At 40.7% G+C, this 2,698-nt stretch carries 3 protein-coding genes; all 3 read left to right on the top strand.

Features of this window, described 5'->3' with window-relative positions:
* Positions 1-485 precede the first annotated feature (485 nt).
* On the top strand, positions 486-998 hold the full coding sequence (locus tag ACKI39_RS10390; protein ID WP_407400256.1) for a hypothetical protein: 513 nt from the start codon (positions 486-488) through the stop codon (positions 996-998).
* On the top strand, positions 998-1,261 hold the full coding sequence (locus tag ACKI39_RS10385; RefSeq protein ID WP_318689144.1) for a VirB3 family type IV secretion system protein: 264 nt from the start codon (positions 998-1,000) through the stop codon (positions 1,259-1,261). Before ACKI39_RS10390 ends, ACKI39_RS10385 begins: the two co-directional genes overlap by 1 nt.
* Before the next feature lie 280 nt (positions 1,262-1,541).
* Positions 1,542-2,698: VirB4 family type IV secretion/conjugal transfer ATPase (locus tag ACKI39_RS10380; protein WP_486396824.1), on the top strand; the 1,157-nt coding region annotated here is incomplete at its 3' end.

Below are 2,698 nucleotides of genomic sequence, written 5' to 3'. Positions count from 1 at the left end.
CTTTCAGCTTCAAGCATCTGCTCTTACTTCCTCGGAGACCTCAAGTTTGAAGTAGCAATGGCACCTCAGATTCAGACTGTCATCGATGTGGCAGGAACATCATTGGGGGCTGTGTAACTGAACAGCAGCAGCAAAGGTGGTTCTTATAGAACCGCCTCAACTGATTCACTAATGGATAAAAACATAGACCGCAATTTTATCGACCAGTTGCTGACTATATTGCCGTTCCCTTTACTCTGCCCTATCAGAAAGTTTGAGGACGGTTACGAAGTAATGCTTGATATGACGGAAAAACAGATTTCCAAAAAGGAACTGAGAGCTTTTCTAAACAGCAAGTCCATTCCTTTCTCTCAAGTAGACACTTTAAAAGACACCTGTGGTTCTTATGCCTACCTGGTGCTGAAATGTCCATCCTTAGTGAATCAAGTTACACAGTCTATCAGCGAGGAAGAAATATGAGACTACAAAGCTTAACAATCAGACGAATGAACGTACTGCAGGAGTTTCTCAGACTAAATGATTTTTTTCAGGTGGGAGAAGAAATCCAGATGAAGGACAAGCAGTACGTATTCAATATTGACTTGAAGAATAAGAAGAATCTTTCACGGGAATCCATACAGGATTTTTTTGAAGCCAACGGATTTACCGTAACAGGTAATGAAATGATGTTTCGTGGTCTGATGAAATTCAAAAAGCCATATCTCAAAATTTCTGTCCATCAGGATTCTCCATATCTTAACCTCTATCGCTTCAAACCGGCTGAAAATGACATCTGCCATTTTCAGGGAAAAGAACTGATGCTCTGCACTGCAATGAAAAACAAACTTGAAGTGTGTCCAAGTGCAAAAAGAAATTCCTTTCTTCCGGTCGTTGAGAAAAAGGCTTTGCTGGCAATCAAGGATCCAGACTCGGTAATGAATTACTGTCCGTACTGTGGAGCAAAGATTCTTAATGATTCCCAGCTCGACCTTTTCAGCGGTGACTACGGAGATAACTGATGGATGAAGTAAGTGTTTATGACTATTCAACTCCAGTCCATCGTGTATTGCTGGAACCCAATCTGCTTGCAGGTATCGGTGTAATTCCGGCAATGCTGATTCTGGTAATAACAATCGTGCTTATGAATGTAATAAGCATCTGGTGTGCCATAGTAGGAATCTTTTTATTCGTTGCTGCAAAGATGATTTGCAAAAACGATCCCTATGCCCTGACAGTAATTTTTGACCGTCTGATGGTTCCAGATATTTGGAGGGCTGATTAGTGTTTTTTGATATAAACGAATCTTTTACTTCTGAGATGTGCATAAGACAGGCTCGTTTTAATCAGCAGCAGATGGAAAAACTGGATTCTGAAATATCTACGCTTCGGCAAACCTTACACACAATACCATGCTGGGACTGCCCTGCCCCAGAGGACATGGAACTGGCTTACGCCCTGCAGGACAAAATAGAACGATTAAGTAATTGTGCAGACAACTATGAAAGAAGTGTTGATTACTGGAACACCCAACTTCAATATGCACGTTTACGGGAGGAGAAAATTTGAAAATACCATTCTTGGATTTACTTAAATTCAAAGAACCTCAGAATGAACTGAAATATGTTCTTCCATGGAGCTTCATCATTCAGCCGGGTGTCTGCCTTCTGAAAAACGGAGCAATCATGGCAACATATCAGGTAGAGTATCCTGATCTGGAATCTTCATCAGCTCCAGAAATTGCAAGCATGGCATCTTTGTTCAATCGAAGTGCAATGACTCTTGCTCAGAATGAAGGATGGGCCCTTTTCTTTGATGTCAAAAGATATAAGACAAAAGAATATCCTGCAGGAGAATTCTCAAACCTTGCAGGCTGGCTTATTGATCAGAGACGAGCCGAGAATTATCACAAGTTCGGTGAACATTTCACAACCGAATATTACATTACTTTTGTGTATCAGCTTCCAAGCGATATTGATGCAAAAACAACGGGACTGTTCTTTAAGTCAAATCAGAAGTCCAAAAATACTAAACCTAAATCGCTTTTCGGTAAGACTGAAAACCTTCCAAAGATTCAGAAGGAAGTCGAAAACTTTCTTGATGAATGTGAAAAGGTAATGGGAACTCTCGGCGTAAAACTCTGGATACACCGTCTCGATAATTCAGAATTGTTTTCATACATAAAAAGCTCTGTGTCATTACACAGACAGAATATGATTTATCCTGACGATACATTCTTCTTCCTGGACAATTACCTTTGCGATATGGATGTCCGTAACAGTCAGCCTCTGAAAATCGGGGAATACTATGTTCCGGTTATGGGAATCATGGACTTTCCTAATAAGACCTATCCTGCAATCTTTGATGGATTGAACAGAACGATGACTGAGTTTCGCTGGACTACACGATTCATTCCAATGTCTAAAGAGAAGTCTGCAAAGGAAGCTGAAAAATATCAGAACCGATTCTACTCTGCCAGAAAGTCTGGAATGACACTGTTTACTGAAATGGCAATGAACGTTGAAATCGACAAGGAAAACAAAGGTGCTCTGGAAATGGAAGCTCAGGCTTCAGACATTCAGGGAGACATTGCACTTGGCGAATATGTTCTAGGTTATTACACAAGTAACCTGATGGTTTGGGATAAGAAACTGGATGTGGCAAAAGACAAAGCCCGTAAACTGCAGCAGATTGTAAGAAGCTGCGGATTCTCTGTAAAAGA

The organism is Treponema sp. (genome assembly GCF_045641405.1).
Taxonomy (GTDB): Bacteria; Spirochaetota; Spirochaetia; order Treponematales; family Treponemataceae; genus Treponema_D.
The sequence above is the reverse complement of the archived record's forward strand: the minus strand, read 5'-3'. Positions and strand labels throughout refer to the sequence as shown.